Origin of the sequence: Verminephrobacter aporrectodeae subsp. tuberculatae, assembly GCF_026127385.1 — a bacterium.
Taxonomy (GTDB): domain Bacteria; phylum Pseudomonadota; class Gammaproteobacteria; order Burkholderiales; family Burkholderiaceae_C; genus Acidovorax; species Acidovorax aporrectodeae.
On record NZ_QZCX01000001.1, the window covers coordinates 1,778,502 to 1,805,193 of the forward strand.

Consider the following 26,692-nt stretch of genomic DNA (forward strand, 5'->3'; position numbering starts at 1 on the left):
CCGGTGTTGCGTGAGAGAGCCAAGGAGGTGGCCTCTTGCTACCGGTTTCCGGTGGTGTGCCGGTAGACAATGTCGGCGATTGTCTGCGGCAATTTACCGAGGGTCTGTAATGGAATGGCAGCCGCAGCGGGTGGCCACGGCGCGCCGGCCCTGGCAAGCAAAGCAAGGGCGCCCCGGGGGAAGGAATCCGGCGCGCATCGGGTCGGCGCGCGGAGTCGAAATTGGAAAATTCACACGCCCTTACCATCCCCTGCGCCGCAAGCACCAGACCCGTCGCAATCTCCCCACCACTCGGGCCGATTCCCGCGCGCAGTTCAGGGATCAGCTGCGCACGCGCCCGTCGCCGGTGAGCATGGATATTTCGACGAACTTCGACGCGGCATGGTTGCTGGCGCTGAACGACACCGGAAAGCCCGAGATCGTGCGGTTGCCGATCGCCTCGGTGCCCGCGATGAAGCTCTCGCGCGTGAGCCTGCCGCTGTCTTGCGCCTGGCGCAGGCCCTCGGCGAACACGTGTGCGGCCAAGTAGCCCTCCAGGCTCGAGTAGTTGGGCTGTACCTTGTAGCCGCCCTTCTTGATGGCGTCGAGAAACTCGCGCGTGAGCTGGTGCGCGGGCCGGTAGGGCGAGGGAACCACCTGCGAGATCACGACACCGGCGCTGTCCGCGCCGAGCGTGTCGGCCAGCGCTTGCGTGCCCACGAAGGACACGTTGTAGAAGGTCCCGCGAAAGCCCGCCTTGCGCGCGGCGCGCACGAAGGCTGCGGCCGAGGCGTAGGTCGTGACCAGCACCACGGCGTGGGGTGCGGCGGCCAGCAGCTTGTCGATGGCCGCCTTCACGTTGGTCGAATTGCGCTCCACCGTCGCCGTGGCCGCCGGGGCGAGATCGATCGTGGTCAGCGCCTTCGTCACGCCGTCGAGCCCGGCCATGCCGTAGGAGTCGTTCTGGTGGAACACCGCAATCTTCTTGAGCCCCAGGCTCGTCAGGTGGCGCACGATGAGCGCCGTCTCGTCGTAGTACGAGGCGCGCACATGAAAGATCAGGCGGTTGAACGGCTGGCGCAGCACCTCGGCCCCCGAGAAGGGGCCGAAGAACGGCAGCCTGGCCTTGGTGAACAAGGGCATCGCGGCCAGACTGCCGGGGGTGCCGACGTAGCCAAACAGCGCGAACACGTCGTCGGCAATGAACTTGCGGGTGTTTTCGGCGCAGCGCTCGGGCTCGTAGCCGTCGTCCAGGGTACGGATTTCCACCTGCCTCCCGCCCAAGCCGCCCTGGGCGTTGAACTGGTCAAAAAAGAGTTGCGCCCCGAGGTTGAGCTGCGCGCCGAGCTGGGAAGCGGGGCCGGTGAAGGGGGCCGACTGCCCGAGCACGATGCGGTTGTCGCTCTGCGCCCGCGCCAGATGAAAGCCCCCCAGCGCCAAGGCACCCAGGCCCACGGAAAACCGTCTGCGGCCCTGTATTTGGTTCATGTTCGAATCCCTGTTCCTGTGTTTCGTGAAAAAGTGAAGACGATCTTGCGCACAGCGCATGCGGAGCGATTGTAATTGATCAGCAAGCTGGTGTGACCAATAAATACACTTTCCCATCGACCAAGGCACGGTCGGGGCGGTGCGTTCCCGGTGGCTTTGGTCGCGCAACCCGGCCCGTTCAGGCGCCGTCCGGCGCGGCGATGCGCTGCTCGATGGCGCCGAAGACGCTGGCGCCGTCCCGGCCCTTGACCTCGATGCGGATGGTGTCGCCGTACTGCATGAATTCGGTGCTGGGCGCGCCGTCCTGAATGGTTTCGATGCAGCGTTTTTCTGCGATGCAACTGTAGCCCTTGGGCCACTCGGTGCGGCCGTCGCGCTCCACGCCCTGGTTGCTCACGGCGCCGCTGCCGATGATCGAGCCGGCACGCAGCCTGCGCGTCCTGGCCGCGTGCGCGATGAGCTGGCCAAAGTGGAAACGCATTTCGGGGCCGGCCTCGCACATGCCCACCCTGCGGCCATTCCAGGTGGACTGCACCACCAAGTGCACGCGGCCGTGTTCCCAGGCGTCGCCCAGTTCGTCGGGCGTCACGGCCACGGGGCCGAAGGCCGTGGCGGGCTTGGACTGGAAGAAGCCAAGGCCCTTGGCCAACTCTGCCGGGACCAGGTTGCGCAGCGACACGCCGTTGGCGATCATCAGCAGGCGGATTCCGTCGAGCGCCTGTTCGGGCGAGGTGCCCATTTTCACGTCGCCGGTGATGACGGCGAGTTCGGCCGCGAAGTCGATTCCCATGTCCTCGCCGGGCACCACCACGTCGTCGCAGGGGCCGATGAAATCATCGCTGCCCCCCTGGTACATCAGGGGCTCGGAGTCAGCGCTTTCGGGCACCTCGGCGTTGCCTGCCCTGCGCATCAACGCCACGGGGTTGCCATACGCCGAGCTGTCGGCCCATTGATAGGCGCGGGGCAGCGGGGCCATGCACTGGACGGGGTCGAACGCAAACGCGTGGCGCGCGCGGCCGGCGTTGAGCTGCTCGTACAGGTCCTGCAACTGGGGCGAGAGAAAACCCCAGTCGTCGAGCACCTGCTGGAGTTTGTCGGCAACGCCGGTCGCGTAATGCGCGGTTCCCAGGTCGCGCGAGACGACGAGCAGTTGGCCGTCGCGCGAGCCGTCTTTGCAGGTGGCAAGTTTCATGGGGGCAGAGCCTTGGGTCTCGGGTGCTTGGGGTATGAAATCAGATCGGCCGCGCGAGCAGATCGTGTCCGCGCACGCCCACGATGCGGGCCTGGGTGAATTCACCGGCCCGCATGGTCTTGCTGATTTTCTCGGGCGGCAGCAGCTGCACGCTGCCGTCGATCTCGGGGGCGTCCGCGTAGGTGCGGCCGACGCCGCCCTTGCGGCCAAGGCCGGAAGCCGAGTCGACCAGGACCTGCATGGTCGCGCCCACGCGGCGTTGCAGCCTGGCAATCGACACCGCTTCGGCCACGGCCATGAAGCGGGCGCGGCGCTCCTCGCGCACTTGCGGGGGCAGCATGCCGGGCAGTTCGTTGGCTGCGGCGCCTGCCACGGCGCTGTAGGCAAAGCAGCCGGCGCGGTCGATCTGCGCCTCGCGCACGAAGTCCAGCAGATGCTGAAACTCATCCTCCGTTTCGCCGGGAAAGCCGGCGATGAAGCTGCTGCGGATCACGATCTCGGGGCAGGCTTCGCGCCAGCGCCGCAGGCGCTCGAGGTTGCGCTCGCCGCTGGCGGGACGCCGCATGCGCTTGAGCATCTCGGGGTGGCTGTGCTGGAAGGGAACGTCCAGGTACGGCAGCACGCTGCCCGTGCACATGAGCGGGAGCAGTTCGTCCACGTGGGGGTACGGGTAGACATAGTGCAGGCGCACCCAGGCGCCGCTGGGTGCGGCGATCTCGCCCAGCGCCTGCACCAGCTCCAGCATGCGCGTCCTGACGGGCCTGCCGTCCCAAAAGCCGGTGCGGTACTTCAGGTCCACGCCGTAGGCCGAGGTGTCCTGGCTGATCACCAGCAGCTCCTTCACGCCGCCGGCAAACAGCGCCCGGGCCTCGCTCAGCACGTCGCCGACGGGCCGCGAGACGAGGTCGCCGCGCATCGAGGGGATGATGCAGAAGCTGCAGCGGTGGTTGCAGCCTTCGCTGATCTTGAGGTACGCGTAGTGCCTGGGCGTGAGCTTGACGCCCGCGACGCCAAAGCCTGCGGGAACCAAGTCGGTGAAGGGGTCGTGCGGCCTGGGCAGGTGCCGGTGGACGGCGTCCATGACCTCCTGCGTGGCGTGGGGGCCGGTCACGGCGAGCACGCTGGGGTGCAGCCTGCGCACCATGTTGCCGCCGTCCTCGCCCGTGCGGGCGCCCAGGCAGCCGGTGACGATGACCTTGCCGTTCTCGGCCAGCGCCTCGCCAATGGTGTCCAGGCTCTCCTTGACGGCGTCGTCGATGAAGCCGCAGGTGTTGACGATGACCAGGTCCGCGCCCTGAAAGGTCTTGGAGCTGGCGTAGCCCTCGGCGCTCAGCTGCGTGAGAATGCGCTCCGAGTCCGTGAGTGCCTTCGGGCAGCCGAGGCTGACGAACCCGATCTTGGGTGTTTTCGTGGGAGATTTCGTGGGAGGGGGTGCTTCGCTCATGCGCGCATTCTCCCCGCTCCGGCGCCGGGCTCCCATGGCTTGGCCGGCTCAGCGCTTCAGACCCAGGGCGCCGAGCATTTGTTCGGTCTGCTTTTGCAGCTGCTCCTGCATCTGCGCGAGCATGGACTGCGATTGCTCCACGTAGCTGCCCATCATGCCCTTGAGCATGGGCGACTGCAGGCGCATGAACTGCGCCCAGATCTCGGGCGTGACGTTCTGCGACTGCTCGGCGAGCTTGGCCTGCATGTCGGTAAAAGCCTGCACGTTCCGCTCCAGCTGCGCGCCCATGAAGCCCTGCATGGCGTGGCCGTAGAAGCGGATGATGTTCGCCAGCACGGCCTCGGTGAACAGGGGTGCGCCGCCGGCCTCTTCTTCGAGGATGATTTGCAGCAGGATGCTGCGCGTGAGGTTCTCACCCGTCTTGGCGTCGCGCACCACCACGTTCTGGTGCGCCATGACCAGCTGGCGCACCTCGGCCAGGGTGATGTAGGTGGAGGTGTCCGTGTCGTACAAACGGCGGTTGGGGTATTTCTTGATGACGCGCTGGGTCGACTTGAGCGCGGCGCTTTTCTGTTCGGGCACGACGAACTCCTCGGGAGCGAACCCATATGTTGCAGTGCGGCACATTCTAAGCAGCCTTGCATATATTTTGTGCTGCCCCGGACCGAAGGCTGCGCCGGGCCAGGCAATGCCGCCCGCCCATGGTTTACGCTGTGGCCCTCGTTCCTCACGCCAAGCTGCCATCCGACCATGCCGCAAACCCCCACACCCCCTCCGTATGCTGCGTATTTCTCGGCCCGCGACAAGACGCTGGCGCAGCGCTGGGCCCGCTGCCAGCCCGCTGCGGCGCAGGGCAGGGCGTTCACGCTCGACGCCGTGGACCCCGACGCGAAACCGTTTTCGCTCGGCGACAAGGCCGAGGACAAGGCCGCCGTCGAGGCCCTGGCGATGGAAATCGACACGCTGCAAAACCTGTTCTACGCGGACAAGCGCTACAAGCTGCTGGTGCTGCTGCAGGGCACCGACACCGCGGGCAAGGACGGAACGATCCGCAGCGTATTTGGCCGCACCAGCGCCCTGGGCGTGCACGCGGTGGGGTGGAAGGTGCCCTCCGAGACCGAGCAGGCGCACGACTTTCTCTGGCGCATCCACCAGCAGGTGCCGCAGGCGGGCGACATCACCGTGTTCAACCGCAGCCACTACGAGGACGTGCTGGTTCCCGTGGTCAATGGCTCCATCACGCCGCAGCAGCACCAGCAGCGGCTCGCGCACATCAACGGCTTTGAGCGCCTGCTCAGCGAAACGGGAACCGTCGTGCTCAAGTTCCTGCTGCACGTCAGCCCCGAGGAGCAGCGCGCGCGCCTGCAGGAGCGCCTGGACGACCCGGCCAAGCGCTGGAAGTTCAGCCTCGGCGACATCGAGGTGCGCAGGCAATGGGCCGACTACCAGCGCGCCTACGACCAGTTGCTCGCGGCCACGCACACCCCGTGGGCGCCGTGGACCATCGTTCCGGCCAACTCGAAGACGCACCGCAACCTGATGGTTGCGACGCTGCTGCGCGAAGTGCTGCGCAACCTCGACCTGCGCTATCCGGGCGGCGATCCGCAACTCAAGCATCTCACGGTGGCGTAAGAGTAGGAAAAATGTCCGCGCTCGTGGGCGACCCCACGGGCGCGCAGCGCAGGCGGGAGCGTCAACGGCTATGCTTGCTGCAACGGGCCGGCCATGGACAGCGCCAGGGACCCGGCATAAGCTTGCGGGACCCAAACCCATCGACCGATCGCACAGTCACAGGATTTCACGAGGAAGTAGTTCAGCATGTCGCACCCCGCCGTCGCACACACCCTGCCCTCGTACCTGCAGGCCGACAGGCTCGGCCCCTGGGGCATTTACCTGCAGCAGGTCGATCGCGTCACGCCCTACCTGGGGCGCCTGGCGCGCTGGGTCGAAACCCTCAAGCGCCCCAAGCGCGCGCTCATCGTGGACGTGCCGATCGAGATGGACGACGGCAGCATCGCCCACTTCGAGGGCTACCGCGTGCAGCACAACACCTCGCGCGGCCCGGGCAAGGGCGGCGTGCGCTTTCACCAGGACGTGACGCTGTCCGAAGTGATGGCGCTGTCCGCCTGGATGTCGATCAAGAACGCCGCGGTGAACGTGCCCTACGGCGGCGCCAAGGGCGGCATCCGCGTGGACCCGAAGCGGCTCTCGCGCGGTGAGCTGGAGCGCCTGACGCGGCGCTACACCAGCGAGATCGGAATCATCATCGGCCCCTCCAAGGACATCCCGGCGCCGGACGTGAACACCGACGGCCAGATCATGGCCTGGATGATGGACACCTACTCCATGAACGTGGGCGCCACCGCCACGGGCGTGGTCACGGGCAAGCCCGTGGCCCTGGGCGGCTCGCTGGGGCGCGTGGAGGCCACCGGCCGCGGCGTGTTCACCGTGGGGGTGCAGGCGGCCAAGCTCATCGGGCTGCCAATCGAAGGCGCGCGCGTCGCGGTGCAGGGCTTTGGCAACGTCGGCGGCACCGCCGGCAAACTGTTTGCCGAGGCCGGTGCCCCGGTGGTGGCCGTGCAGGACCACAGCGGCGCCATCTGCAACGCCAAGGGGCTGGACGTGCCCGCGCTGCTCGCGCACGTGCGCTCCAGCGGCGGCGTGCACGGCTTTGCCGGCGCCGACGCCCTGGCGCCCGAAGAATTCTGGGGCGTGGACTGCGAGATCCTGATCCCCGCCGCGCTCGAGGGCCAGATCACCCAGCACAACGCGGGCCGGATCCGCGCCCGGCTGGTGATCGAGGGCGCCAACGGCCCCACCACCCCCGAGGCCGACGACATCCTGCACGACCGGGGCGTGCTGGTGCTGCCCGACGTGATCGCCAACGCCGGCGGCGTGACGGTGAGCTATTTTGAATGGGTGCAGGACTTCTCCAGCTTCTTCTGGAGCGAGGACGAGATCAACGCCCGCCTCGTGCGCATCATGCAGGAGGCCTTTGCCGGCGTGTGGCAGGTGGCCCAGGAAAACCAGGTGAGCCTGCGCACCGCCACCTTCATCGTGGCCTGCCAGCGCATCCTCAACGCCCGCGAAATGCGCGGCCTCTACCCATGAAGACCATGACGGCAAACCGCATGCGCTTCCCGCAAGAGAGCGCAGATACGCAGCCGGCCCGGGCCGGCCTGATCGCCAGGAGGCCGCATGAAGCTGGCCTTGTTCTCCGACATCCATTCCAACCGCCAGGCCTTTGACGCGTGCATGGACCATGCCCGCGGCCAGGGGGCAGAGCGCTTTGCGCTCCTGGGCGATCTGGTGGGCTACGGCGCCGACCCGCGCTACATCGTGCAGCAGGCCATGGCGCTGGCCGCAGCCGGTGCCTGCGTGATCGGCGGCAACCACGACGCCATGGCGGTCTGCGCGACCCCGCCGCGCGAGGGCGCGGCAGACTCTCCCATGCTCGGCTCCCTCGGCGTTGCGTGGACGCGCGCGCAGCTGACGCAGCAGGAGCGGGAGTTCCTCGCCGCGCTGCCCCTGACGGCGCAGCTGTCGGGGATGCTGCTGGTGCACGCCAGCGCCGACGCGCCCGAGAGCTGGCGCTACGTGGACAACGCCGGCATGGCGGCCCGCTGCCTGGACGCCGCCGTGCGCGCCACCGGCGTGAGCCATGTGTTCTGCGGCCATGTGCACTGCCAAACCCTGTACGCGCGCGGCCTGGGCCGCCGACTCAAGCGCCTTGCGCTCCCGGCGGGCGTGGCCATTCCCGTGCCCCCCCGGCGCCGCTGGGTGGCGACCGTGGGCTCCGTGGGCCAGCCGCGCGACGGTGACGCGCGCGCCATGTACGCCCTGCTCGACACGGACCGCTGGCAGCTGCGCTTTGAACGCGTGCCCTACGCGTTCGCCGCGGCCGCCGCCGCGATCCGCGCCACGGGTGCACTGCCGGAAATGTTCGCGGCCCGGCTAAGGCTCGGCCGCTGAGCCGGCCCGCCACCGGGGCCGCACCCGTAGAATGCCCTGGTGACCACCACGTACCTGAACGCCGACCTGCACTGCCACTGCCTGGCATCCGACGGGACCCTGTCGCCCGAAGACCTCGCGGCCCGCGCCAGGGCCAACGGCGTGGACCTGTGGGCGCTTACCGATCACGACGAAATCAGCGCCCAGCAGCGCGCCGCCGCCGCCGCCCGGGAGCAGGGCATGGCCTACCTCACGGGGACCGAGATCTCGGTCACGTTCGCCGATACCACCGTGCACATCGTCGGCCTGGGGTTCGACCCCGACGACGCCCGGCTCGTGCAGGGCTTGGCCGACACACGCTGCGGGCGCGGCGAACGCGCGCGGGACATGGCCGAGCAACTCGCCCGGGTGGGAATCGGCGGCGCCTACGAGGGCGCGTTGCAGTTCGTGGGCAATCCGGCGCTGATCTCGCGCACGCATTTCGCCCGCTTTCTGGTGGACAGCGGCGTGTGCCGCGACACCGCCGAGGTGTTTCGCCGCTACCTCACCGAGGGCCGACCCGGCTACGTGCCGCACCGCTGGGCCGGCCTGGGCGACGCCGTGCGCTGGATCACGCAGGCCGGGGGCGTTGCCGTGCTCGCCCACCCGGCGCGCTACAAGCTCGGTGCCACCGAGGAATTTGCGCTGTTTTCCGAGTTCAAGGCGCATGGCGGCCAGGGCGTCGAGGTCGTCACCGGCAGCCACAGCGTCGCCGAATACGCAATCTACGCCGCGATGGCGCAGGAGTTCGACCTGGCCGCGTCGCGCGGCAGCGACTTCCACAGCCCCGACGAGTCGCATATCGATCTGGGCCGCCTGCCGCCACTGCCCGGCGCCCTGACCCCGGTGTGGGAACTGCTCGCCGAGCGCATCCATCCTGCGGCCTGAGCGCCCCGGCCATGGCCCAGTATTTCGAAGTGCACCCGGAGAACCCGCAGCCGCGCCTGCTCAAACAGGCGGCCACGCTGCTGCAAGGAGGCGGCATCGCGGCCGTTCCCACCGACTCCAGCTACGCGCTGGTCTGCCACCTGGACGACAGGGACGCGGTAGACCGCCTGCGCCGCATCCGCGAGGTGGACGACAAACACCACCTCACGCTGCTGTGCCGCGACCTGTCCGAGCTGGCCAGCCATGCGCACGTGGACAACCGGCAGTACCGGCTGCTCAGGCTGGGAACGCCCGGGCCCTACACCTTCATCCTCGAAGCGACCAAGCAGGTGCCGCGCCGCGTGAGCCATCCCGCGCGCAAGACCATCGGCCTGCGCGTTCCCGGCCACAGGAGCCTGCAACTGCTGCTGGAGTTGCACGGCGCCCCGCTGCTGGCCACGACGCTGATTCCCGCCGGCGCCAGCGAGCCGCTGAACGACCCGCAGGACATCCGCGCGCGCTACCAGAAGCTGCTCGACGCCATCGTCGACGCAGGCGCTTGCCCGCTCGAGCCGACCACGGTGCTGGACCTCACGCCCATGGGCGCCGGCGCCGGCGTCGGCCCCACGCTGCTGCGCGCAGGCCGCGGCAGCTTGCAGGCGCTGGGCTTGTAGCGTGGGCACGCGGGGCGGACCGCGCGCAGGGTTCTGAGACAATCCGCCGGTGAATACCTCGCAACTCATCCAGACGGTTCTGGTCTACGCCCTGCCGGTGCTGCTGGCCATCACGCTGCACGAGGCCGCCCACGGCTACGTCGCGCGCTACTTCGGCGACGACACCGCGTACCTGGCGGGGCGCGTCACCCTCAACCCGCTGCGGCACATCGACCCGGTCGGCACCATCCTGATGCCGCTGCTGCTGTACTTTGCCACCCAGGGCGCGTTCCTGTTCGGCTACGCCAGGCCGGTGCCCGTCCGGTTCGGCAATCTGCGCCGGCCCCGGCAGCACATGGTGTGGGTGGCGCTCGCGGGGCCTGCGTCGAACTTCATCCAGGCGTTCGGCTGGGCGCTGCTGCTGGTGTCGCTCGTCGGTTTCGGCGTGGACGAGCCTTTCTTCATCGAGATGGCGAACGCCGGCCTGATGGTGAATCTGGTGATGTGGGCCTTCAACCTGTTTCCGCTGCCGCCGCTCGACGGCGGGCGCATTCTGGTCGGCCTGCTGCCCGCAAAGCCGGCGCGCATGTTGGCGCGCGTCGAGCCCTGGGGCTTTTTCATCGTGCTCGGCCTGGTGCTCGCCGGGGTCGTGGGCCGGCTGTGGCTGCGCCCGCTCATGGCGCTGGGCGCGGAAGCCATCAAACTGCTGCTCAGCCCGCTGATGCCCTTGTTCAACTGATCCCGCTGCCCCCGCCCGCCATGAGCACCACGCGTTTTCTCACCGGAATCACCACCACGGGAGTGCCCCACCTGGGCAACTTCGTCGGCTCCATCCGCCCATCGGTCGCGGCCAGCCTGCGCCCTGGCGTGCAGAGCTTTTACTTTCTCGCCGACTACCACGCGCTCATCAAGTGCGAGGACCCGGCGCGCATCCAGCGCTCCACGCTGGAGATCGCCGCCAGCTGGCTGGCCGCCGGGCTCGACCCCGAGCGGGTCACGTTCTACCGCCAGTCCGACATCCCGGAAATCCCCGAGCTGACCTGGCTGCTGACCTGCGTGACCGGCAAGGGCCTGCTCAACCGCGCCCACGCCTACAAGGCCGCCGGCGACAGGAATACCGCCGCAGGCCGCGAGGCCGACGACGGCGTGACGGCGGGCCTGTTCATGTATCCCCTGCTCATGGGCGCAGACATCCTGCTGTTCAAGGCGCACCAAGTGCCCGTGGGCCGCGACCAGGTCCAGCACATCGAGATGGCGCGCGCCATGGCCACGAGCTTCAACCACCTGTACGGCGCGCATTTCGTTCTGCCCGAGGCGGCTGTCGATGCGCACGTGGCGACCCTGCCCGGGCTCGACGGGCGCAAGATGAGCAAGAGCTACGACAACACGATCCCGCTGTTCAGTTCGCGCGCACAGCTCCAGAAACTGATCGCCGCGATCCGCACCGACTCACGCACCCCCGGCGAACCCAAGGACACCGAGGGCTCGGCGCTGTTCGAGATTTACCGCGCCTTTGCCGGGCCCGAGGAAACCGGGGCGCTGCGCAGGCAATACGCCGAGGGAATTGCCTGGGGCGACGCCAAGCAGCAGCTGCTCGACCGCGTGGACCAGGCGATCGCGCCCATGCGCGCGCAGTACCAGGCGCTCATCGACAGGCCCGAGCGCATCGAGCAAACCCTGCTTGCGGGCGCCGAGCGCGCGCGCGCACTGGCCACGCCGTTCCTGCGCGAGCTGCGCCGCAGCGTGGGCCTGCGCAGCCTGGCCCCGTCCACGGGCGCATCCGTGGCCAAGGCAGAAAAGGCGCAAAAGGCACCCAAGGCCGCGCTGCCCGCGTTCAAGCAGTACCGCGAAGCCGACGGCAGGTTCTACTTCAAGCTCGTGGCCGCCGACGGCCGTCTGCTGCTGCAAAGCACGGGTTTTGACGCACCCAGGGAAGCGGGCCAGGCGATCCGCCAGCTGCAACAGGATGCCGTTGCATTGCAGGCCCTGGCGCCCCGCCTGGTCCCGGTGGACGGTGTGGACCGCGCCGAGGTCGCTGCTGCCTTGCAAGATCTGGCTGACGCCGCAATGGCCGAATGAGCGGCGCTCCCGGTGGGCGGCGCATTCCCGAGCGCACGCAGTGCTTATCGATCGGGCGCCCCGGTGCTGCCGCATCCGGGCCCATGCGCTGCGCTGTCCACCGCCACCGGAACGCGCCGGGCGAGCGCCGCCATCAGCTCCCAGCCCACGGACCCTGCGGCGCGGGCCACTTCGTCAATTTCCAGCAGCGCGCCACCTGCCGCCCGGCCCCAGAGCGTGACCTCGGAGCCGAACCCCGCCGCCACGCCCGCGCGCTCCAGCGGCGTGAGGTCCACCGTCAGCAGGTCCATGCTCACCCGCCCGACGAGTCGGGTGCGCACGCCGTTGACCAGCACCGGCGTTCCGGTGTCGCAATGGCGCGGGTAGCCGTCGGCATACCCGCAGGCGGCGACGCCGATCGTGAGCGGCTCTGCGGCGCAAAACAGCGAGCCGTAGCCCACCGTGTCGCCGGCCTGCAAGCGCTGCACGCCCAGGAGCCGCGTGGCGAGCGTCATCGCCGGCCGGATGCCCCAGTGGCCGGCGCCGTGCTCCGGGAAATCCGGGGCGCTGCCGTAGAGCACGATGCCCGCGCGCACCCAGTCGGCGCGCACCTGCACGTCGGTCGCGTGGCGCAGGATGGCGGCGCTGTTGCCCAGCGTGCGCTCGCCGGGCAGGTCGCGCGCGGCGGCGTTGAATCGTTCCAATTGCTGCGCAATGCCGCGCGGGCCGTCGGCGTCGCTGAAATGCGTCATGAGCGAGATTTCGTCCACCTGCGGCAGCGCGTCGAGCCGCGCCCACGCGCTGCGGTAGCGCTGCGGCGCAAAGCCCAGGCGGTTCATTCCCGAGTTCATCTTCAGAAACACGCGCTGCGGCGCCTGCGTCTTGTGCGCGGCGAGCATGTCGATCTGCTCGTCGCAGTGCACGGCATGCCACAGACCCAGGCGCGAACACAGTTCCAGGTCGCGCGCTTCGAACACGCCCTCGAGCAGCAAAATCGGGCCGCGCCAGCCGAGTTCGCGCAGGCGCTCGGCCTCGCCCAGGTCGAGCAACGCAAAACCGTCGGCGCCGCGCAGGCCCTCGAGCACCCGCTCGATTCCGTGCCCGTAGGCGTTCGCCTTGACCACGGCCCAGACCTTGGCGTCCGGCACCGAGTGGCGCACGCGCTCCAGGTTGGCGTGCAGTGCGGCGCTGTGGATGGTGGCTCGTATCGGACGGGGCATGGGGTGGACGGGGAGACGGGACGCGCAGCCCCGGATTCTGGCACTGCCACCGCCGGCCCGCGTGATATAACCGTCCGCGACGTGCAAAGACCTCCCATTCAGACAGGGCATCAGCCCGGCTGATGCACCCCACAAGCCATTCGATGAAGCGCGGTTTCTACACCATCATGGCGGCGCAGTTTTTCAGCTCGCTGGCCGACAACGCACTCTTCGTGGCTGCCTTCGAGCTCCTGCGCACGGGGGGCGTCCCCGAGTGGCAGTGCGCTGCCCTGGTGCCCATGTTTGCCCTTTTCTACGTCGTCCTGGCGCCCTTCGTGGGCGCCTTTGCCGACGCGCTGCCCAAGGGGCGGGTGATGTTCGTCAGCAATGCCATCAAGGTGGTGGGCTGCCTGATGATGCTGCTGGGCTCGCACCCGCTCGTGGCCTACGCCGTGGTCGGCCTGGGCGCGGCGGCGTATTCGCCGGCGAAGTACGGAATCCTCACCGAGTTGCTGCCGGCCTCGCAACTGGTCAAGGCCAATGGATGGATCGAGGGGCTGACCATCGCGTCGATCATCCTGGGCGTGCTGCTCGGCGGTCAGCTGCTGGGCGAGCGCGCATCGGGCGTGCTGCTGGGTCTGGACCTTCCGCTCGTCGGCAACGCGGGGGTGGACAGCCCCGCGGAAGCCGCGATTGCCACGCTGATTGCCGTGTACGCGCTGGCCGCGTGGTTCAACACCCGCATCCCGCACACCGGCGTGGAAATGCGCCCCCTGCGCACCGACCTGGCGCGCAGCACCGTCGCCAACACGCTGAACCTGCTGCCCGATTTCTGGGCCTGCAACCGCCGCCTGTGGCACGACAAGCTCGGCCAGATCTCGCTGGGCACCACGACCCTCTTCTGGGGCGCGGGAGGCAACCTCAAATTCATCGTCCTCGCCTGGGCCGCCGAGGCCCTGGCCTACGACACCACGCGGGCTTCGGCGTTGACCGGCGTGGTCGCCATCGGCACGGCGCTGGGCGCCGTCGCGTCGATGCGCATGCGCCTGGACAAGGCCACGCGCGTCATCCCGCTGGGCATTGCCATGGGGCTGCTGCTGATCCTGATGGTGTTCATCCGCGACATCTGGCTGGCGGTCCCGTTCCTCATCGTGCTCGGCGGCCTGGGCGGCTACCTGGTCGTGCCGATGAACGCCCTGCTGCAACACCGGGGGCACAACCTCATGGGCGCGGGCCGCTCGATCGCTGTGCAGAACTTCAACGAGCAGGCCTGCATCCTGGGCATGGGCGCGTTCTACAGCCTGTCGCTCAAGCTCGGCCTGTCGGTGTTCAGCGCCATCGCGACCTTCGGTCTGGTGGTCGCGGCCACCATGTGGGTCATCCGCCGCTGGCACCAGCACAACTGCAGCGCGCACCGCGAGGAAGTCGAGCACCTGCTGGGTATTGCGCGGCACGACACGCACCACTGAAGACCCGGTGCAGCGCCTCAGCCCAGCGCCGCAATCACGTCCGCAGGCGCCTGCACCAGTTCGATGAGCACGCCCTCGCCCGCGATCGGGAACTCGGCGCTGCTCCTGGGGTGCAGGAAGGCGATGTCATGGCCCGCAGCGCCCGGGCGGATGCCACCCGGGGCAAGGCGCACGCCGCGGGCGCTGAGCCATTGCACGGCCCGGGGCAGGTCGTCGATCCACAGGCCGATGTGGTTCAGCGCCGGGACGTGCACGGCGGGCTTCTTGTCCATGTCCAGCGGCTGCATCAGGTCCACCTCGACCTGGAACGCGCCCTTTCCCAGACTCAGGATGTCTTCGTCGACGTTCTCGCGCGCGCTCTGGAAGCTGCCCGTCTGCGCGAGGCCCAGCAGGTCCACCCACAGGGTCTTCATGCGCTGCTTGTCGGTGCCGCCGAGGGCGACCTGCTGGATTCCCAGAACCCTGAACGGGCGAGGGGTGTCGGCCGCCGCCATCACTGGAACTCCAGAATGACCTGGTCCACGGCCAGCGATTCGCCCTTGCCGACCATGATCTTGCCGACCACGCCGTCCTGCGCGGCCAAAAGGGTGTTCTCCATCTTCATGGCTTCGATCACGGCGAGCTTTTCGCCGGCCTGAACCTTTTGTCCGGGCTGCACCGCCACGTCGACGAGCAGGCCGGGCATGGGCGAGAGCAGGAACCTGGAGAGGTCCGGCGCGGCCTTGAAGGGCATGAGCCGGTGCAGGCGCGCGCCCAGCGGCGACAGCACCAGGGCGTCGATCTGCGCGCCGTTGTGCGCGATGCGCAGCGCCAGCGGGTTCCTGCCCACGCCCCGCTCGACCTGGGCGCAAAAGTCCAGGCCATTGCACTGGCCCTGCACGCGGATCTGCCCGAGCGCCGCCTGGCTGCTGATCTGGTACCGGTTGCCGTCCAGCGTGACGGCGCTGGAGCCCGATGCGCCTTCAAAGTCGCTCACCGTGACTGCGTGGTGCCGGTTTTCCCCGGAGGCAGCCAGCGTGACCACGACGAAGGCCTCGCCCACCTTCAGCTCGTGCCCGGCGAGCTGGCCGCTGATTCCCGCGGCGCGCGCGCGGTAGCGGCGATGCATGTACGCGGCCAGCGCCACGAGGAACAGCGGGTCGTCGTGCGCCAGGTCTTCGGGGTGAAATCCCTGGCCGTAGTGCTCGGCGATGAAGCCGGTGTCGAAGTCGCCCGCGGCGAACGCGGGATGCGCCAGCAGCGCGGACTGGAACGGGACATTGCTGCCGATTCCGCGGATCACGAAGCCGTTGAGCGCCATGCGCATCCGGGCGATGGCGTCGCTGCGGTCGGCGCCGTGCACGATGAGCTTGGCGATCATCGAGTCGTAGTGCATGGGAATCTCGCCGCCCTCGTACACGCCCGTGTCCACGCGCACGCCGAACTCCCGGGTGGTGTCGGCCTGGAACAGGCTCTCCTGCGGGGGCTGAAAGCGCACCAGGCGTCCGGTCGATGGCAGGAAGCCGCGTTGCGGGTCTTCGGCGTTGATGCGGCATTCCATGGCCCAGCCCTTGCGCCGGACCTGCGCCTGCGTCAACGGCAGCTTCTCGCCGGCGGCCACGCGGATCATCAGTTCCACCAGATCGAGGCCGGTGGTGCATTCCGTCACCGGGTGCTCCACCTGCAGCCGGGTATTCATTTCCAGAAAGTAGAAGTCCTGCGCTTTGCCGACCACGAATTCCACCGTTCCCGCGCTCTGGTACTGCACGGCCTTGGCCAGTTGCACGGCCTGCGCGCCCATGGCCTGGCGCGTGGCGTCGCAGAGGAAGGGCGAGGGCGCTTCTTCGATCAGCTTCTGGTGGCGGCGCTGCAGCGAGCATTCGCGCTCGTTCAGATGGATGACGTTGCCGTGGCTGTCGCCGAGCACCTGGATCTCGACGTGGCGCGGCTGCTGGACAAATTTTTCGATGAGGATGCGGTCGTCGCCAAAGCTGCTGCGCGCCTCGCTCTGGCAGCTGCCAAAGCCTTCAAAAGCCTCCCGGTCGTTGCACGCCACGCGCAGGCCCTTGCCGCCGCCGCCGGCGCTGGCCTTGATCATCACGGGGTAGCCGATGCCCTGGGCGATGTGCACCGCGTGCTCGGGGCTGGTGATGGCGGCGTCGTGGCCGGGGATGGTGTTGACCCCGGCGGCGCGGGCCATTTTCTTCGAAGCGATCTTGTCGCCCATGGCCGCGATCGCATGCGCCTTGGGGCCGATGAAGACGATTCCCGCGTCCTCGCAGCGCCTGGCAAAGTCCGCGTTCTCCGAGAGAAAGCCGTAGCCGGGGTGCACGGCCTGCGCGCCGCTGCGCGCGCAGGCGGCGATGATTTCGTCCGCCCGCAGGTACGACGCGCGCGCGGGCGCAGCGCCCAGGTGCAGGGCCTCGTCGGCGAGCCTCACGTGGCGCGCCTCCTTGTCCGCGTCGGAGTAGACCGCCACGGTCCGGATGCCCATCTTGCGCGCGCTGGCGATGACGCGGCAGGCGATTTCGCCGCGGTTGGCGATCAGGATTTTGTCGAACATGGTGGCCGGCCCTTCAGCGCTTGAACAATTCCGGATACCGGTAACAACAGTACACGGCACCGAGCGCCACCGGCGCGCCGAAGCTGAGCCAAAGGGGAAGGTCAAAGCCGAGGAACAGCACCATGGCGCAGGCCACGGCGATCGCCGCGGCCAGCAGGATCGGCCACGAATCCATGTACACCACGTCGGTCGCGTCCTCGCTCCAGTGGCGCTTGGGCAGGCCCCTGGCGGCGCGGACGCGGCGCCAGCACAGCACCGCGATGACGTATCCCGCGACGCAGACGAGGAACTCGATCATGGGGATCCTTTCGAAAATTTTTCCGACTTGCATGCGCGCTCCCTTGCCTTACAGCGGGATGTTCCCGTGCTTGTGCGCCACGGATTTTCCAGCCGTTGGTCGCGCAGCATCACCAGGCTGCGGCAGATGCGCTTGCAGGCGATTTCGCTGCGGTAGGCGATCAGGATTTTGTCGAACATGGTGGCCGGCCCTTCAGCGCTTGAACAATTCCCGATACCGGTAACAACAGTACACGGCACCGAGCGCCACCGGCGCGCCGAAGCTGAGCCAAAGGGGAAGGTCAAAGCTGAAGAACAGCACCATGGCGCAGGCCACGGCGATCGCCGCGACCAGCGGGATCAGCCACCAATCCAGGTACGCCACGTCGGTCGCGTCCTCGCTCCAGTGGCGCTTGGCCAGGCCCTTGGCGGCGCGGATGTGGCGCAAGCTCAGCACCTCGATGACGTATCCCGCGACGTAGGCGAGGAACTCGATCATGGGGACCCTTTCGAAAATTTTTCCGACTTGCATGCGCGCTCCCTCGCCTTACAGCGGGATGTTCCCGTGCTTGCGCCACGGATTTTCCAGCCGCTTGTCGCGCAGCATCACCAGGCTGCGGCAGATGCGCTTGCGCGTCTCGTGCGGCAGGATCACGTCGTCGATGAAGCCCCGGGCGCCGGCGACGAACGGATTGGCAAAGCGCTCCTTGTATTCGGCTTCGCGGGCGGCGAGCTTGAGGGGGTCGTTCTTGTCTTCGCGAAAAATGATTTCCACCGCGCCCTTGGCGCCCATGACCGCGATTTCGGCGTTCGGCCAGGCCAGGTTCACGTCGCCGCGCAGGTGCTTGGAGCTCATCACGTCGTAGGCGCCGCCGTAGGCCTTGCGCGTGATGACGGTGATTTTGGGCACCGTGCACTCGGCGTACGCGTACAGCAGCTTCGCGCCGTGCTTGATGATTCCGCCGTACTCTTGGCCGGTGCCGGGCATGAAGCCGGGAACGTCCACGAAGGTGAGCACCGGGACGTTGAACGCATCGCAAAAGCGCACGAAGCGCGCGGCCTTGATGCTCGATTTGATGTCCAGGCAGCCGGCCAGCACCAGCGGCTGGTTGGCGACGATTCCCACGGTCTGGCCTTCCATGCGGGCAAAGCCGATGAGGATGTTTTTCGCGTACTCGGGCTGCAATTCAAAGAAGTCGCCGTCGTCGACGGTCTTGAGAATCAGCTCCTGCATGTCGTAGGGCTTGTTCGCGTTGTCCGGAATCAGCGTGTCCAGGCTCGGGTCCATGCGCTCGGCCGGGTCGTTGCTCAGGCGCACCGGGGCTTTTTCGCGGTTGTTCAGCGGCAGGTAGTTGTACAGGCGGCGCAGCATCAGCAGCGCTTCCACGTCGTTTTCGAACGCCCTGTCGGCGACTCCGCTGCGCGTGGTGTGCGTGATGGCGCCGCCGAGTTCTTCGGCCGTGACTTCCTCGTGCGTCACGGTCCGGACCACTTCGGGGCCGGTGACGAACATGTAGGCGCTGTCCTTGACCATGAAGATGAAGTCGGTCATCGCCGGCGAGTACACCGCGCCGCCGGCCGAGGGGCCCATGATCATGCTGATCTGCGGGATCACGCCGCTGGCGAGCACGTTTCTCTGGAACACGTCGGCGTAGCCGCCGAGGCTGGCCACGCCCTCCTGGATGCGCGCGCCACCCGAGTCGTTCAGGCCGATCACGGGCGCGCCGACCTTCATCGCCTGGTCCATCACCTTGCAGATTTTCTCGGCGTGCGTCTCGCTCAGGGCGCCGCCGAAGACGGTGAAATCCTGGCTGAAAACGAACACCAGGCGGCCGTTGATCATGCCGTAGCCCGTGACCACGCCGTCGCCGGGGATCTTGTTCGCGTCCATGCCAAAGTCGGTGCAGCGGTGCTCGACGAACATGTCCCATTCCTCGAACGTGCCCTCGTCGAGCAGCAGCTCGATGCGTTCGCGCGCGCTGAGCTTGCCCTTGGCGTGCTGCGCGTCGATGCGCTTGTGCCCGCCGCCCAGGCGGGCCAGCGCGCGTTTTTTCTCCAGTTGGTCCAGGATGGCCTGCATGGCTTGCCCTTCGATGAAATGGCGGTTGCTTGTTTATTCGGTCGTGGCTTGCGCCAGCAGCAGCGTTCTTGCCGCGGTGGAGGCCGCGACGCGCCCGGCCACGACGTCCGCCTGCATCCGGGGCAACAGGCTTTTGACCTGCGGGTGCTCGCGGAACGCGCGCGCAAGGCCCGCGTCGATGCGCTCCCACATCCAGGCCAGGGCCTGCCTCTCGCGGCGCGCGACCAACTGCCCGTTGGCCGTCTGCAATGCGCGGAACTGCGCCACGGCGGCGCAGAACCGGTCCACACCCTGCCCCTGCAGCGCGCTGACCTGCAGCACCAGGGGCTGCCACAGCGCGCCGTGCCGGGCGTTCTCCGGCCTGCCATGCTGGCCGGGCAGGCGCAGGCTGGAGCGGATCTGCGCCTGCGCCTGCGTGGCGGCGTGCGGGTCGGTGTCGGCCTTGTTGATGAGCACCAGGTCGGCCCATTCCATCACGCCCTTCTTGATCGCCTGCAACTCGTCGCCCGCATGCGGCAGTTGCATCAGCACGAACATGTCGGTCATGCCGGCCACCGCCAGCTCGCTCTGGCCCACGCCCACGGTCTCGACGATGAGCAGGTCGTGGCCCGCGGCCTCGCAGACCAGCATGGCCTCGCGCGTCTTCTCGGCCACGCCGCCCAGCGTGCCGCTCGACGGGCTGGGGCGGATATAGGCTTTTTCATGCACCGAGAGCCGCTCCATGCGCGTCTTGTCGCCCAGGATGGCGCCGCCGGAGACGCTGCTCGACGGGTCCACGGCGAGCACCGCCACGCGGTGGCCCAGGCCGATCAGGTGCAGCCCCAGCGCCTCGATGAAGGTCGATTTGCCGACGCCCGGCGTGCCGCTGATCCCCAGGCGAAACGCCGTGCCGGTGTGCGGCAGCAGCGCCGTGAGCAGTTCGTCGGCCTGCGCGCGGTGCTCGGCGCGCGTCGATTCGAGCAAGGTGATGGCCTTGGCGATGGCGCGGCGCTGCACCGCCGCCCGGCCGTGCACGACGCCGTCGAAGAGCGCCGCAGCCGTCACGCCAGCGCCTTGCGGATTTGCTCCAGCACGTCCTTGGCGCTGGCGGGGATCGGGGTGCCGGGGCCGTAGATGCCCTTCACGCCGGCCTGGTACAGAAAGTCGTAGTCCTGCGCGGGAACCACCCCGCCCACGAACACGATGATGTCGTCGGCCCCCTGCTGCTTGAGCGACTCGATGATCGCCGGCACCAGCGTCCTGTGGCCGGCGGCCAGCGTCGAGACACCCACCGCGTGCACGTCGTTCTCCATGGCCTGGCGCGCGCATTCCTCGGGCGTCTGGAACAGCGGGCCGATGTCCACGTCGAAGCCCAGGTCGGCAAAGGCCGTGGCCACCACCTTGGCGCCGCGGTCGTGGCCGTCCTGGCCGAGCTTGGCGATCATCACGCGCGGGCGCCGGCCCTGTTCCTCGGCAAAGGCGCCGATTTCGGCGCGGAGCTTGTCCCAGCCCTCGGCCGAGTCGTAGGCCGCCGCGTACACGCCCGTGACCTTGTGCGTGTCGGCGCGGTGGCGCCCGAAGACCTTTTCCAGCGCCTGCGAGACCTCGCCCACCGTGGCGCGCTGCCGCATGGCCTCGATGGCCAGGCCCAGCAGATTCCCGGTGCCGCTGTGTGCGGCATCGGTGAGCGCATCCAGGGCGGCTTGCACCCGCGCAGCGTCGCGCTGCGCGCGGATGCTGCGCAGGCGCTCGATCTGGCCGGCGCGCACCTTCTGATCGTCGATTTGCAGGATGTCGATCGGCGCCTCCTGCTCCAGCCGGTACTTGTTCACGCCAACGATCACGTCCTTGCCCGAGTCGATGCGCGCCTGCTTCTCGGCAGCGGCGGCCTCGATCCGGAGCTTGGCCCAGCCGCTGTCCACGGCCTGCGTCATTCCGCCCTGGGCCTCGACCTCTTCGATGATCTTCGAGGCGGCGTCCGCCATGTCCTGCGTCAGCCGCTCCATCATGTAGCTGCCGGCCCAGGGGTCGATCACGCTGGTGATGTGCGTCTCCTCCTGGAGGATGAGCTGCGTGTTGCGCGCAATGCGGGCGCTGAACTCGGTGGGCAGCGCGATGGCCTCGTCGAAACTGTTCGTGTGCAGGCTCTGCGTTCCGCCGAACACCGCCGCCATGGCCTCGATGGTGGTGCGCACCACGTTGTTGTACGGGTCCTGCGCGGTGAGCGACCAGCCCGAGGTCTGGGAATGCGTGCGCAGCATCAGGCTCTTGGGGTTCTTCGCGCCCATGCCCTGCATGATGCGGCACCACAGCAGGCGCGCCGCGCGCATCTTCGCCACCTCCAGGTAGAAGTTCATGCCGACGGCCCAGAAAAAGGACAGGCGTCCGGCGAACGCGTCCACGTCCAGGCCCTTGGCGATCGCCGTGCGCACGTACTCCCTGCCGTCGGCCAGCGTGAAGGCCAACTCCAGCGCCTGGTTCGCGCCGGCCTCCTGCATGTGGTAGCCGCTGATCGAGATCGAATTGAACTTCGGCATGTGCCGGGCCGTGTACTCGATGATGTCGCCAATGATGCGCATCGACGGCTGGGGCGGGTAGATATAGGTGTTGCGCACCATGAACTCTTTCAGGATGTCGTTCTGTATCGTCCCGGAGAGTTGATCCTGGCGCACACCCTGCTCCTCGGCCGCGACCACGTAGCCCGCGAGCACCGGCAGCACCGCGCCGTTCATGGTCATCGAGACCGACACCGTGTCGAGCGGAATCTGCTCGAACAGGATCTTCATGTCCTCGACCGAATCGATGGCCACACCGGCCTTGCCCACGTCGCCCGCCACACGCGGGTGGTCGCTGTCGTAGCCCCGGTGCGTGGCCAGGTCGAACGCCACCGACACACCCTGTCCGCCCGCCGCCAGCGCCTTGCGGTAGAAGGCGTTGGACTCCTCGGCCGTGGAAAAACCCGCGTACTGGCGGATCGTCCAGGGGCGCACCGCGTACATGGTGGCCTGCGGGCCGCGCAGATAGGGCGCGAAACCGGGCAGCGTGTTCGCGTAGCGCAGGCCGGCCAAGTCTTCTGCGGTGTACAGCGGCTTGACGGTGATGCCGTCGGGCGTGACCCAGTTCAGGGCGGCGGCATCGCCGCCGGGCGCCGACCGGGCGGCCGCCTGGGCCCAGCCATTCAGAGAAGATGCAGCGAACTCGGGCGCGGTATCGTGGGGCTTGTCACTCATGGTGAAGGCGTCTTTCGATAAAGGGCGTTGGGGCACGGGTTGTTGTGCCCGGCGGAGCCTGAATTGGAGCGCAAGACGGCGCGCGAGGCGAGGCGCTCGGGGAGCCCAGCCGCAAGCCGGCGTGGCGCGGAGTTTATAGCATTCCCATAATTATTAATTCAAAATATTCCGCGCAACCTACAATCCACCCCCATGTCCGCCCCCGTCTCCACCCTCACGCCCCGCGCCCTGTACGAGGAAGTGGCCGAGCAACTGCGCCAGCGCATCTTCCGCCGCGAGCTGGAGCCCGGCGACTGGATCGACGAATTGAAGATCGCCGAAGAATTCGGCATCAGCCGCACCCCCCTGCGCGAGGCGCTGAAGGTCTTGGCCACGGAGGGCCTGGTGACGATGCGGCTGCGCCGCGGCGCCTACGTGACCGTGGTGTCCGAGCAAGACCTGCGCGACGTCTACCACCTGCTCGGCCTGCTCGAGAGCGACGCGGCCGGCGCGGTGGCCGCGAGCGCGGGCGCGGCCGAGTTGCAGGCGCTGCAAGCGCTGCACGCCGAACTCGAGGCCGCAGCCGGCGAACGCGAGCGCTTCTTTGCCGTGAACGAACGCTTTCACATGCTGCTGCTGGAACTGGCCGACAACCGCTGGCGCAGCCAGATGGTCGCCGATCTGCGCAAGGTCATGAAACTCAACCGCCACAACTCGCTGCTCAAGCAGGGGCGGATCAGGGACTCCCTCGCGGAACACCGCGCCATCCTCGCCGCGCTGCTGGCCCGCGATGCCCAGGCCACGGAGCGCGCCATGCGGGCGCATTTTGCGCGCGGCCTGAGGGCCGCAAGCCCCAACTGACTTGACCGACCGGGGGAACGGTTTCCCGGCCGCCCGGACGACCGCAGGCGTGGTTCATGCGGCCACGTCCTCCCCGACGCAGGCGCCCGCATACGCGGCCCCAAAGCGGTTCGCCAGAAAATCCCCGAGCGCCACGGCCTCCTGCCCGACAAAGCCCTTTTGCGGCAAACGGCCCTGCGCGACCAGATCCAGCGCCGTGCAGATGCCGGCCGCCGTCGTGCGCTGGATGGCGCTGAGCGTATGGCCCGCCACCTCGGCGCCGACGATGCGGGAACAGTACGAGTCCTGCACCAGCCGCCCGCCGCGCAGGCCCGACGCCGTGGCGAACACCACGACCACGTCCTGATCGGTGCTCGGGATCGCGGCCTCCAGAATGTCCTTGAGCAGATCGCGCCGCTCGCGCAGGCGCAGGTCATCGAGCAGCAGCTTCAGGATGGCGCAATGCCCCGGATAGCGGATCGACTGGTAGTCCAGCTGCCGCACCCTGCCGGCCAGCGTTTCGGTGAGCGTTCCCAGGCCGCCGGAGGTGTTGAAGGACTCGTACTCGACGCCGTCGAGCGCAAAGCGCTCCAGGCCCTCGAGCGCCGCAACCGTGCTGCGCGCGCCGTCCACGATGGCTTCGCAGGGCTTGCAGTATTCGTTGATGAGGCCCTCGGTACTCCACGTCAGGTTGTAGCGCAAAGCGCCCTGCGGGTAGCGCGGCAGCGCCCCCACGCGCAGGCGCAGGCTGTGCAGGGACTCGAAGCGCCGCGCCAAGTCATGGCCCACGATGCCGATGAAACCCGGCGCCAGGCCGCACTGGGGCATGAGCACCTGGCGGGCGTTGGCCGCCAGCGCCCGGATCGCCCGGGTGCTCGGCACATCTTCCGTGAGGTCGAAGTAATGCACACCCGCCTGCACGCACAGGGTCGCGACTTGGACGGCGCAATGAAACGGCAGCGCGTCGAGCACGGCAAAACGCCCCTGGATGGCCGCCAGCCAGCCCGCGGCGTCGCTGGTTTGCTGCGTGGCCACACCGAGCGTGGCCGCACGCGCCAGGCACGCCGGGTCGCGGTCGGCGACCAGGATGTCGTAATCGCCCGCCTGGCGCAGCAGCAGCGCCATGGCAAAGCCGATATGGCCCGCCCCCAGGATGGTGATTGCGCGGCGCGGGCCGTTGCAACGGGATGGATGCTGTGTCATGGAGGCGCTCCTTGTCGTGTCGGCTGATCGGATGGTTCCAGAGAAGAATCGATGGTAGGCAGGATCAAGGTCAATGTGTAGCGTCAAAAGCGTCGGAATCTTGTTTTTATATCGTCATACCGGCGAATACAATCGCCACCATGGATTCCATGGCCCCACCGCTCGATGCCACCGACCGCCGGCTGCTGAGCTTGCTGCAGGCCAACGCGCGCGCGGGCACGGCCACGCTGGCGCGCCAGCTCGGGCTGGCGCGCACCACGGTGGTGGCGCGCATGGCGCGGCTGGAACGCTCCGGCGTGGTCGCCGGCTACGGCGTGCGGCTGGGCGCCCGGCTCGACGCCAGCACGGTGCGCGCCTGGTGCTCCATCAGCGTGCGTCCCCGAACGGCGCCCACCGTGCTGGGCGCGCTGCAGGCCATGGCCGAGGTCGAGGAGGTCTTTGCCGTAAGCGGCGCGTTTGATTACCTGGTGTTCCTGCGCTGCGCGAGCCACGAGCAACTCGACACCCTGCTCGACCGCGTGGGCCAGCTCGACGGCGTGCACCAGACGCAGACAAGCATCGTTCTCAGCCGCAAGATCGACCGCCGCAGCGCGGGGGCCTGAGCGCGTGTGAATTTTCCGTAATTGGCTCAGCCCCCGGCGCAAGCCCATCAACTGGGTATTTCGGCGAACGTGACCGCCAACTTCGGAACCGTGACCGATTCGAACGCTGGGTCCGGGCGGTGTTGACCTGCGGATGCTCAGATGGGCGAGCGCCCAAGGAGTTCGTAAAAGTTGCAGAAAGGGCACCCGGAGTGATCATTTCAAAGACTTTTTAAACCCATGGGGATTGTCAGAAGTTTATGAAACGTGTATTTTGATCACTATGAGTGATCAAAATAAGTCAAAGCTAAAACCGCTGCTGGCCGGATTGGGCGATACCGGATTGGTTTCCAGCCGCTGGCTGAAGGCGCACGGTTACTCCAACAGCCTGATCGCGCGCTACGCGGCCAGCGGCTGGCTGGTGTCGCCCGCGCGTGGCGTGTACATGCGCCAGGGCGGGCGACTGCAATGGGAGGGCGTGGTGCGCGCGTTGCAGGTGCGGGAAGCGCTTTCCCTGCACGTGGGCGGCCGGTTCGCACTGGCTTGGCAGGGGCATGAGCACTACCTGCGCCTGGGCGAGGCGGCCGCGGTGACGCTCTACGGGTCGGATCGGTTGCCGGGATGGGCCACCAAGATGCCGCTGGCCGAGCGCCTGCAGGCCTGCGGCAAGAGGCCGTTCGACCCGCCGGTGCTCCATTTCACGCCAGAGGTGCCGGACAAGGCGTTGCTGGAACAAGGCTTGGACAGGCGCGAGTCCGGCCCGGGCATGGATGCCGTGGTCTGCTCCACGCCGGAGCGGGCCATGCTGGAACTCTGCGATGGCGTGTTGGACGCGCCGGCGGTCTATGAAGCCGATGCGCTGATGCAGGGCATGGCGACCTTGCGCCCCGAACGGGTCGGCATGCTGCTGCGCCGTTGCGGCAGCGTCAAGGCCAAGCGCCTGTTCCTGGCGCTGGCGCATCGCCACGGGCACGCATGGCTGTCCCATACGCCGCTCGAAGGCGTGGACCTGGGCCGGGGCAAGCGATCCCTGGTGCCGGGTGGGCGCCTGCACCCCACCTATCAGATCACCTTGCCGGGAGACCTGGATGAGCACCTGGGATAAGCGCTACACCGACAGGGTGCAACTGTTGGTCGACATCCTGCCCGTGCTGGCGCGCGAGCCGCGTTTCGCGCTCAAGGGCGGGACGGCGATCAACCTGTTTGAGCATGACCTTCCCAGGCTGTCGGTGGACATCGACCTTGCTTGGCTGCCCGTCCACGACTTCGCCGAGGATGCGGTCCAGATTGCGGCTGCCCTGGAGCAACTGGCGAATCTGCTTCGAGCCCGCCCGATGCAGTTGCAGGTGCAGATTTCGGCGGGCGAGGGAACGCGGACCGTCACGCGCCTGGTCGCCAGCCGAGGTCGTGCCCGCGTGCAGATCGAGACGACGCCGGTGATGCGCGGCACGGTGCATCCGGTGCGCAACATGGTGGTTCGGCCGAGGGTCGAGGAGGCCTTCGGCTTCGCTTGCGCGCAGGTGCTGGACTTTGCCGATCTCTATGCCGGCAAGCTGGCTGCCGCGTTGTCGCGGCAGCATCCTCGCGACCTGTTCGACATCGGCCCGCTGCTCCCCGGGCCCGCGCCGAACGCAACCCACAAG

Annotated in this window: 25 protein-coding genes and 1 pseudogene; 12 read left to right on the forward strand and 14 right to left on the reverse strand. The window is 68.1% G+C overall.

The annotated features are described in order from the left end of the window. Nucleotides 1–321 precede the first annotated feature (321 nt). The 4 genes from D5041_RS07625 to phaR all read right to left on the reverse strand — a co-directional run bounded on the left by D5041_RS07625 (nucleotide 322) and on the right by phaR (nucleotide 4,730). Nucleotides 322–1,467: an ABC transporter substrate-binding protein gene (locus tag D5041_RS07625; RefSeq protein WP_265284238.1), complete on the reverse strand. Its 1,146-nt coding sequence runs from the start codon at nucleotides 1,465–1,467 to the stop codon at nucleotides 322–324. A 178-nt stretch (nucleotides 1,468–1,645) separates the two neighbouring features. After that, nucleotides 1,646–2,659, reverse strand: a complete 1,014-nt coding sequence (locus D5041_RS07630) for a fumarylacetoacetate hydrolase family protein (RefSeq protein ID WP_010105721.1) — start codon at nucleotides 2,657–2,659, stop codon at nucleotides 1,646–1,648. A gap of 40 nt (nucleotides 2,660–2,699) precedes the next feature. Further along, the gene (gene rimO, locus D5041_RS07635; protein WP_265284239.1) at nucleotides 2,700–4,103 is read right to left on the reverse strand and encodes a 30S ribosomal protein S12 methylthiotransferase RimO; all 1,404 of its coding nucleotides are present in this window, start codon (nucleotides 4,101–4,103) and stop codon (nucleotides 2,700–2,702) included. A gap of 48 nt (nucleotides 4,104–4,151) precedes the next feature. Continuing rightward, the gene (gene phaR / locus D5041_RS07640) at nucleotides 4,152–4,730 is read right to left on the reverse strand and encodes a polyhydroxyalkanoate synthesis repressor PhaR (RefSeq protein WP_010105725.1); all 579 of its coding nucleotides are present in this window, start codon (nucleotides 4,728–4,730) and stop codon (nucleotides 4,152–4,154) included. Nucleotides 4,731–4,853: 123 nt separating this feature from the next. On the opposite strand from phaR, the gene D5041_RS07645 reads away from it, so the two are divergent. The 7 genes from D5041_RS07645 (at nucleotide 4,854) to D5041_RS07675 (ending at nucleotide 11,692) form a co-directional block, all read left to right on the forward strand. Then, entirely contained in the window at nucleotides 4,854–5,735 is an 882-nt protein-coding gene (locus tag D5041_RS07645; protein ID WP_265284240.1) for a PPK2 family polyphosphate kinase, read from the forward strand. 186 nt (nucleotides 5,736–5,921) lie between these two features. After that, a complete protein-coding gene (locus D5041_RS07650) occupies nucleotides 5,922–7,214 on the forward strand; it encodes a Glu/Leu/Phe/Val family dehydrogenase (protein ID WP_265257790.1) in 1,293 nt (430 codons plus the stop codon). An 87-nt stretch (nucleotides 7,215–7,301) separates the two neighbouring features. Beyond that, nucleotides 7,302–8,075 (forward strand): metallophosphoesterase family protein, encoded by a 774-nt coding sequence (locus D5041_RS07655; RefSeq protein WP_010105729.1) that lies wholly within the window; start codon nucleotides 7,302–7,304, stop codon nucleotides 8,073–8,075. 39 nt (nucleotides 8,076–8,114) lie between these two features. Then, a complete protein-coding gene (locus D5041_RS07660) occupies nucleotides 8,115–8,981 on the forward strand; it encodes a 3',5'-nucleoside bisphosphate phosphatase (protein ID WP_010105731.1) in 867 nt (288 codons plus the stop codon). Nucleotides 8,982–8,992: 11 nt separating this feature from the next. Continuing rightward, on the forward strand, nucleotides 8,993–9,634 hold the full coding sequence (locus D5041_RS07665; protein ID WP_265283221.1) for an L-threonylcarbamoyladenylate synthase: 642 nt from the start codon (nucleotides 8,993–8,995) through the stop codon (nucleotides 9,632–9,634). Between the two features lie 49 nt (nucleotides 9,635–9,683). Next, a complete protein-coding gene (locus D5041_RS07670; RefSeq protein ID WP_265284241.1) occupies nucleotides 9,684–10,352 on the forward strand; it encodes a site-2 protease family protein in 669 nt (222 codons plus the stop codon). A 20-nt stretch (nucleotides 10,353–10,372) separates the two neighbouring features. Continuing rightward, a complete protein-coding gene (locus D5041_RS07675; RefSeq protein ID WP_265284242.1) occupies nucleotides 10,373–11,692 on the forward strand; it encodes a tryptophan--tRNA ligase in 1,320 nt (439 codons plus the stop codon). A 44-nt stretch (nucleotides 11,693–11,736) separates the two neighbouring features. Here D5041_RS07675 and alr read toward each other — a convergent pair whose 3' ends face one another. Next, complete coding sequence (gene alr, locus D5041_RS07680) at nucleotides 11,737–12,891, reverse strand: alanine racemase (protein WP_265284243.1); 1,155 nt, start codon at nucleotides 12,889–12,891, stop codon at nucleotides 11,737–11,739. Nucleotides 12,892–13,034: 143 nt separating this feature from the next. Between alr and lplT the strand changes: the two genes are divergently transcribed. Beyond that, nucleotides 13,035–14,339 carry a lysophospholipid transporter LplT gene (gene lplT / locus D5041_RS07685; RefSeq protein WP_265284244.1) on the forward strand — a complete coding sequence of 435 codons (1,305 nt, stop codon included), beginning with the start codon at nucleotides 13,035–13,037 and terminating at the stop codon, nucleotides 14,337–14,339. Between the two features lie 17 nt (nucleotides 14,340–14,356). Here the strand turns inward: lplT and D5041_RS07690 are convergent, their stop codons facing one another. From D5041_RS07690 to scpA, 8 genes are read right to left on the reverse strand one after another with little or no spacing between them, the layout of a single operon-like run. Next, nucleotides 14,357–14,833 carry a VOC family protein gene (locus D5041_RS07690; protein WP_010104771.1) on the reverse strand — a complete coding sequence of 159 codons (477 nt, stop codon included), beginning with the start codon at nucleotides 14,831–14,833 and terminating at the stop codon, nucleotides 14,357–14,359. Further along, the gene (locus tag D5041_RS07695) at nucleotides 14,833–16,881 is read right to left on the reverse strand and encodes an acetyl-CoA carboxylase biotin carboxylase subunit (protein WP_265284246.1); all 2,049 of its coding nucleotides are present in this window, start codon (nucleotides 16,879–16,881) and stop codon (nucleotides 14,833–14,835) included. Before D5041_RS07695 ends, D5041_RS07690 begins: the two co-directional genes overlap by 1 nt. A gap of 13 nt (nucleotides 16,882–16,894) precedes the next feature. Then, entirely contained in the window at nucleotides 16,895–17,179 is a 285-nt protein-coding gene (locus tag D5041_RS07700; protein ID WP_265283225.1) for a hypothetical protein, read from the reverse strand. Beyond that, nucleotides 17,176–17,358, reverse strand: a complete 183-nt coding sequence (locus D5041_RS07705) for a hypothetical protein (protein ID WP_265284247.1) — start codon at nucleotides 17,356–17,358, stop codon at nucleotides 17,176–17,178. The genes D5041_RS07700 and D5041_RS07705 overlap by 4 nt, the downstream gene beginning before the upstream one ends. 13 nt (nucleotides 17,359–17,371) lie before the next feature. Then, on the reverse strand, nucleotides 17,372–17,689 hold the full coding sequence (locus D5041_RS07710; RefSeq protein WP_265284248.1) for a hypothetical protein: 318 nt from the start codon (nucleotides 17,687–17,689) through the stop codon (nucleotides 17,372–17,374). A 15-nt stretch (nucleotides 17,690–17,704) separates the two neighbouring features. After that, nucleotides 17,705–19,237, reverse strand: coding sequence for an acyl-CoA carboxylase subunit beta (locus tag D5041_RS07715; protein ID WP_265257783.1), 1,533 nt, complete (start codon nucleotides 19,235–19,237; stop codon nucleotides 17,705–17,707). A 33-nt stretch (nucleotides 19,238–19,270) separates the two neighbouring features. Next, entirely contained in the window at nucleotides 19,271–20,281 is a 1,011-nt protein-coding gene (gene meaB / locus D5041_RS07720; RefSeq protein WP_265284249.1) for a methylmalonyl Co-A mutase-associated GTPase MeaB, read from the reverse strand. Beyond that, a complete protein-coding gene (gene scpA / locus D5041_RS07725) occupies nucleotides 20,278–22,446 on the reverse strand; it encodes a methylmalonyl-CoA mutase (protein WP_265284250.1) in 2,169 nt (722 codons plus the stop codon). Before scpA ends, meaB begins: the two co-directional genes overlap by 4 nt. A gap of 192 nt (nucleotides 22,447–22,638) precedes the next feature. On the opposite strand from scpA, the gene D5041_RS07730 reads away from it, so the two are divergent. Continuing rightward, nucleotides 22,639–23,286 (forward strand): GntR family transcriptional regulator, encoded by a 648-nt coding sequence (locus tag D5041_RS07730; RefSeq protein ID WP_265284252.1) that lies wholly within the window; start codon nucleotides 22,639–22,641, stop codon nucleotides 23,284–23,286. Nucleotides 23,287–23,340: 54 nt separating this feature from the next. Here D5041_RS07730 and D5041_RS07735 read toward each other — a convergent pair whose 3' ends face one another. After that, the gene (locus D5041_RS07735; protein WP_265283231.1) at nucleotides 23,341–24,468 is read right to left on the reverse strand and encodes a saccharopine dehydrogenase family protein; all 1,128 of its coding nucleotides are present in this window, start codon (nucleotides 24,466–24,468) and stop codon (nucleotides 23,341–23,343) included. A gap of 149 nt (nucleotides 24,469–24,617) precedes the next feature. Here D5041_RS07735 and D5041_RS07740 point away from each other — a divergent pair, with 149 nt between their 5' ends. The 3 genes and pseudogenes from D5041_RS07740 to D5041_RS07750 form a co-directional block, all read left to right on the forward strand. Beyond that, nucleotides 24,618–25,070 (forward strand): Lrp/AsnC family transcriptional regulator, encoded by a 453-nt coding sequence (locus D5041_RS07740; RefSeq protein ID WP_265284405.1) that lies wholly within the window; start codon nucleotides 24,618–24,620, stop codon nucleotides 25,068–25,070. A gap of 262 nt (nucleotides 25,071–25,332) precedes the next feature. After that, nucleotides 25,333–26,154 carry a type IV toxin-antitoxin system AbiEi family antitoxin domain-containing protein gene (locus D5041_RS07745; RefSeq protein WP_265284253.1) on the forward strand — a complete coding sequence of 274 codons (822 nt, stop codon included), beginning with the start codon at nucleotides 25,333–25,335 and terminating at the stop codon, nucleotides 26,152–26,154. Then, nucleotides 26,138–26,662 (forward strand): annotated as a pseudogene (locus tag D5041_RS07750) (nucleotidyl transferase AbiEii/AbiGii toxin family protein); the annotation flags it as partial. The gene D5041_RS07745 and the pseudogene D5041_RS07750, both read left to right, overlap by 17 nt. Nucleotides 26,663–26,692 lie beyond the last annotated feature (30 nt).

Coding starts and splice junctions, on each gene's coding strand:
- D5041_RS07710 (WP_265284248.1), bottom strand. CDS start 17,689: ATGCAAGTCGGAAAAATTTTCGAAAGGGTCCCCATGATCGAGTTCCTC.
- D5041_RS07645 (WP_265284240.1), top strand. CDS start 4,854: ATGCCGCAAACCCCCACACCCCCTCCGTATGCTGCGTATTTCTCGGCC.
- D5041_RS07650 (WP_265257790.1), top strand. CDS start 5,922: ATGTCGCACCCCGCCGTCGCACACACCCTGCCCTCGTACCTGCAGGCC.
- D5041_RS07715 (WP_265257783.1), bottom strand. CDS start 19,237: ATGCAGGCCATCCTGGACCAACTGGAGAAAAAACGCGCGCTGGCCCGC.
- scpA (WP_265284250.1), bottom strand. CDS start 22,446: ATGAGTGACAAGCCCCACGATACCGCGCCCGAGTTCGCTGCATCTTCT.
- rimO (WP_265284239.1), bottom strand. CDS start 4,103: ATGAGCGAAGCACCCCCTCCCACGAAATCTCCCACGAAAACACCCAAG.
- D5041_RS07630 (WP_010105721.1), bottom strand. CDS start 2,659: ATGAAACTTGCCACCTGCAAAGACGGCTCGCGCGACGGCCAACTGCTC.
- D5041_RS07745 (WP_265284253.1), top strand. CDS start 25,333: ATGAGTGATCAAAATAAGTCAAAGCTAAAACCGCTGCTGGCCGGATTG.
- D5041_RS07735 (WP_265283231.1), bottom strand. CDS start 24,468: ATGACACAGCATCCATCCCGTTGCAACGGCCCGCGCCGCGCAATCACC.
- D5041_RS07740 (WP_265284405.1), top strand. CDS start 24,618: ATGGCCCCACCGCTCGATGCCACCGACCGCCGGCTGCTGAGCTTGCTG.
- alr (WP_265284243.1), bottom strand. CDS start 12,891: ATGCCCCGTCCGATACGAGCCACCATCCACAGCGCCGCACTGCACGCC.
- D5041_RS07665 (WP_265283221.1), top strand. CDS start 8,993: ATGGCCCAGTATTTCGAAGTGCACCCGGAGAACCCGCAGCCGCGCCTG.
- D5041_RS07655 (WP_010105729.1), top strand. CDS start 7,302: ATGAAGCTGGCCTTGTTCTCCGACATCCATTCCAACCGCCAGGCCTTT.
- lplT (WP_265284244.1), top strand. CDS start 13,035: ATGAAGCGCGGTTTCTACACCATCATGGCGGCGCAGTTTTTCAGCTCG.
- D5041_RS07705 (WP_265284247.1), bottom strand. CDS start 17,358: ATGTTCGACAAAATCCTGATCGCCTACCGCAGCGAAATCGCCTGCAAG.
- D5041_RS07730 (WP_265284252.1), top strand. CDS start 22,639: ATGTCCGCCCCCGTCTCCACCCTCACGCCCCGCGCCCTGTACGAGGAA.
- D5041_RS07625 (WP_265284238.1), bottom strand. CDS start 1,467: ATGAACCAAATACAGGGCCGCAGACGGTTTTCCGTGGGCCTGGGTGCC.
- D5041_RS07690 (WP_010104771.1), bottom strand. CDS start 14,833: ATGGCGGCGGCCGACACCCCTCGCCCGTTCAGGGTTCTGGGAATCCAG.
- D5041_RS07695 (WP_265284246.1), bottom strand. CDS start 16,881: ATGTTCGACAAAATCCTGATCGCCAACCGCGGCGAAATCGCCTGCCGC.
- D5041_RS07675 (WP_265284242.1), top strand. CDS start 10,373: ATGAGCACCACGCGTTTTCTCACCGGAATCACCACCACGGGAGTGCCC.
- D5041_RS07700 (WP_265283225.1), bottom strand. CDS start 17,179: ATGATCGAGTTCCTCGTCTGCGTCGCGGGATACGTCATCGCGGTGCTG.
- phaR (WP_010105725.1), bottom strand. CDS start 4,730: ATGTGCCGCACTGCAACATATGGGTTCGCTCCCGAGGAGTTCGTCGTG.